At 28.6% G+C, this 4101-nt stretch carries 3 protein-coding genes, 2 tRNA genes and 2 rRNA genes; 1 reads left to right on the forward strand and 6 read right to left on the reverse strand.

What is annotated here, in order from left to right; genetic code table 11:
- Nucleotides 1-358 precede the first annotated feature (358 nt).
- Nucleotides 359-1162 (reverse strand): pyruvate, water dikinase regulatory protein, encoded by an 804-nt coding sequence (locus tag J2Z25_RS18390; protein WP_008681346.1) that lies wholly within the window; start codon nt 1160-1162, stop codon nt 359-361.
- Between the two features lie 175 nt (nt 1163-1337).
- Here J2Z25_RS18390 and J2Z25_RS18395 point away from each other — a divergent pair, with 175 nt between their 5' ends.
- Nucleotides 1338-2087 carry a signal peptidase II gene (locus J2Z25_RS18395; RefSeq protein ID WP_008681345.1) on the forward strand — a complete coding sequence of 250 codons (750 nt, stop codon included), beginning with the start codon at nt 1338-1340 and terminating at the stop codon, nt 2085-2087.
- An 87-nt stretch (nt 2088-2174) separates the two neighbouring features.
- Here J2Z25_RS18395 and J2Z25_RS18400 read toward each other — a convergent pair.
- From J2Z25_RS18400 to rrf (J2Z25_RS18420), 5 genes are all read right to left on the reverse strand, one after another.
- A tRNA-Lys gene (locus J2Z25_RS18400) sits at nt 2175-2250 on the reverse strand.
- Between the two features lie 6 nt (nt 2251-2256).
- Nucleotides 2257-2373, reverse strand: a 5S ribosomal RNA gene (rrf, locus tag J2Z25_RS18405).
- Between the two features lie 365 nt (nt 2374-2738).
- The gene (locus J2Z25_RS18410) at nt 2739-3689 is read right to left on the reverse strand and encodes an L-lactate dehydrogenase (RefSeq protein WP_008681343.1); all 951 of its coding nucleotides are present in this window, start codon (nt 3687-3689) and stop codon (nt 2739-2741) included.
- A gap of 237 nt (nt 3690-3926) precedes the next feature.
- Nucleotides 3927-4002, reverse strand: a tRNA-Lys gene (locus J2Z25_RS18415).
- A 7-nt stretch (nt 4003-4009) separates the two neighbouring features.
- Nucleotides 4010-4101 (reverse strand): 5S ribosomal RNA (gene rrf, locus J2Z25_RS18420); the annotation flags it as partial.

The raw sequence follows: 4101 nt of genomic DNA on the forward strand, positions 1-4101 counted from the left end.
AAAAGAATTGCTGGTTTGTTTACTTAACTTATTTTCTGTTCAATTTTCAAAGACCATTTTCTTCATCGCCCTCAAGCGACTTTTTTATCTTATCACCATAAGTTATTTATGTCAACATGTTTTTTTTATTATTTCTTAGAAACACTTGACTGACTTAGGCGATGAATAAATATTATCACTAAAAAAAGGCATTGTCAACATATTTTATTGTATTTTTTAATAAAATTATAATTATATTTTGAAAGTTATTATTTCACTACTACTTTTTGTCTTTTTATAGACTTATATAAATATAATTAACCATCTGTTATCTAAAACTTTATCTTAGCTCTAGATAACAGATTTTACATTCTGTGTCTTACTTTTCATGCCCTAGCGCTTTTATTATTATTAATGCAGTATCTTCTATTGCTCTTTGAGTAACATCTATAGTTTTACATCCTAGTCGTCTCATTATTCTATCTGCAAAATCAAATTCTTCTAAAATTCTAGCATCACTCGCATACTCAATTCCCGTAGGCATTCTATGAAACTTATCTAATCTTCTTTTCCTTATTTCTATTAATTGTAACGGATTTATTACTAATCCAAATATCTTCTTTTTATCTACTTCAAAAAGTTCAGCTGGTATTTCTACTTCAGGCATAAGAGGTATGTTTATAGCCTTTATTCCCTTATTAGCTAAATACATGCATAATGGTGTCTTTGATGTTCTTGATAATCCTATTAGTACAACATCTGCATTTTTTAGTCCTCTATAGTCTTTACTATCATCATATTGCATGGCAAATTCCATTGCCTCAATCCTCTTAAAATAAACTTCATCTGTTTTCCACATAGCTCCTGGATTATTATCTGGCATTTTATTTAATATTGATGAAGCTACATTTATTATTGGTCCAAGTACATTTACTACTGATATATTTTTTTCTAAGCACTTTTGTGTTAGATATTCTCTTACACTTACAGTTATTATAGTTGATACTATCATACAATTTTCACAACTACTAACCTCTCTCATTAAATCTTCTATATCTTCTAATCCTTTAATATATGGAACCCTCTTTACCTCTACGTCTCCTTTGAATTGACTTGCTGCTGCTAGTGCAACTTGCTCAGCTGTTTCCCCTATTGAATCTGATACTGCAAAAATTTTTAACACTTCAATCCCCTCCTATGTTGCATGCCGTTATTTTATTATTTATCTAAATAACGTAAATATTCAGTATTTTCACTTTAATTATATCAGTATTTAAAATAATTTGTTATCCTTATATGTAATTTCTATCTATATATGATAAAATCTTAATATCTTAAGTTTTCTGTAGGAGGATAAAATGACTAACAAATTTAATAAAGATAAATGGCTAACAATAGGATTACTCCCTATAATGTGGTTGTTATACTTTGCATTTGAAATTATCACTGGTAGAGTAGATAGTTTTTATACTTTAAGTATGAATTTATTATTAACCATCGTATTTGCATTTACAGGCTGGATAATATACATTACATCCCAAAAATATTCTAATGGATTTACTCGCAAAGTAGTTTTTATAATTTTCCTTGTGCTTATGTTAATAGATCAAGGTATAAAACTTATAATAAAACTTTTTTATTTTGATAATTATTTTGAAATCATACCAAAGTTTCTTTCCTTTGATCCTATAATTAATACAGATGGCTCTTGGCTTAATGCTAGATTTGGACTTGGAGTAGGATTTTCTTCTTTAATAATATTAAATGCATTAGCAGTAATATTATTTATAGAGGTATATAGGTATTATTTATCTAAAGGAAATAAAGACTTCTGGTCTGATATGGCATTTTTATTTATTCTATCCGGAGCCCTATGTTCATTGATAGATAAGACCTTTTATGGTGGTAGTCTGGACTTTATAGGAATTAGTAATTTATTTATAGCTGATATAAAAGATATATATATTAATTTAGGAATATTATTTTTTATAATGCTAATCTATATAAAGGGTTACTTCAAAGAAGAAGATTCTTCAACTTTAAAAGATGATTTACAATCTGTAAAGAAGTTTTTTAAATTTATGAAAAATGATATATTTAGAAAATAAAAAAGAAAGGAATAAAATCCTTTCTTTTTTTATGTAATGCTAAGCAAGTTCTTATAAAAAAATCACTTCATTACTGAAGTGATTTTTTGGTGGCTTACCCGGGAATCGAACCCGGTACACCTTGATTAAAAGTCAAGTGCTCTACCGATTGAGCTAGTAAACCGTATGAACCTGGCAACGTCCTACTCTCCCACACAGTCTCCCATGCAGTACCATCGGCGCTATAAAGCTTAACTTTCCTGTTCGGAATGGGAAGGAGTGTTTCCTTTACGCCATCATCACCAGATATTTTTCTCTCAACAAGAATTTATTATATAGACATATTGTCCATATGTCAACATATTTTTTAAAATTATTTTATTTTTTTCTTATTAATATAAATTAATTCAATTTTATCTGTAAATATGCGCCTTTAATTCGATTCTATTTTATGTAACTTTAAAATTTATATTCAATATAGAAAGCGGCTATACATAGATTTTTTTATTTAATCCTCCATCTTAAATCAATATAAATCCATATATGTTTACTTAAAAAATAAAAAATTAAATTATAGAAAGTTATTTATATAATAAACTTTTTATACATAGGCTAAAAAATTAAATAATGCTATTTATAAAAATATTAATATCTTTATAAATAGCACTTAAATTATTTATTTAATTTTTCTGTGTACTCTCTTATAACATCATTAGACTTTTTAAATCTTTTAAGCTCTTCATCTGTCATATCTATTTCTACTACTTCTTTTACACCCTCACTATTAAGAACTGCAGGTACGCCACTAAATACATTATATTCACCGTACTCACCTTCTAACAATGTAGATACAGGTATTATCTTATTCTCATCATTTATAATTGCTTTTATTATCCCTACAGTAGAAGATGCTATAGCATAATATGTTGTTCCCTTTCTATTATATACTTCCCATCCAGCCTGAGCTGTTTCTAAAACTAATTTATCTAAATCTACATCCCCAACTCTATCTTTATTATCTTGTATAACCTTACTAAAAGGCTTTCCTCCTATATAGACATGAGACCATGGAACCATCTGAGAGTCTCCATGTTCACCCATAGAATAAGCCTGAACACTTCTAGGGTCTACATTAAATAAATCCCCTATAAAATTCTTTAATCTTGCTGAATCAACTGATGTCCCTGTTCCTATAACATGGCTTTTAGGTAATCCAGATATCTTATATACATAATGAGCTATTATATCTACAGGATTTGATATTATTATAAAATGTCCGTTAAATCCACTTTCCATAATAGGGTTCACTATTGATTCCGCTATCTTAGCTGATAAATCTAGTGAATCTAATCTTGTTTGTCCTGGTTTTGGTGGAGCGCCAGCAGTTATTACAACTATATCTACATCACCGCATTCTTCATATGATCCAACTCTTATCTTTGTATTCCTATTTAAATATTCTATACAATGCTTTAAGTCCATCACTTCTCCAAGAGCCTTTTCTCTATTAATATCTATCATTAAAACTTCATCACAGACCCCTTGTGTTATTAAACTAAACGCTGTACTAGATCCAACTAATCCTGTTCCTACTATAGCTACTTTCCTTGTTTTTGAAAACATATATTTTCCCTCCAGTCTACTTCCTTTTTAAATTATATATCATCTTTTCGTAATATTAAAATAATTTAAATTTACATTATCTAAAAGTTATTTTCATTTTTTTATATACCCTAAATTATAAATATTATTTATTATAAATTAACTAATCAATAATTATAAAATTTCATATTCTAGTAAATTTTAAAGAAATTCTAAAAAAGTTTAAAATAAAAAAATCCTAAACATTTGTTTAGGATTTGGTGCGTTATCAGGGGATCGAACCCGGGACACCCTGATTAAGAGTCAGGTGCTCTACCAACTGAGCTAATAACGCATATATAACCTGGCAACGTTCTACTCTCCCACACAGTCGCCCATGCAGTACCATCGACGCTGTAGAGCTTAACTTTCCTGTTCGGAATGGAAAGGAGTG

Source organism: Clostridium tertium (genome assembly GCF_017873245.1).
GTDB classification, from domain to species: Bacteria; Bacillota; Clostridia; order Clostridiales; family Clostridiaceae; genus Clostridium; species Clostridium tertium.

Coding starts and splice junctions, on each gene's coding strand:
- J2Z25_RS18395 (WP_008681345.1), top strand. CDS start 1,338: ATGACTAACAAATTTAATAAAGATAAATGGCTAACAATAGGATTACTC.
- J2Z25_RS18410 (WP_008681343.1), bottom strand. CDS start 3,689: ATGTTTTCAAAAACAAGGAAAGTAGCTATAGTAGGAACAGGATTAGTT.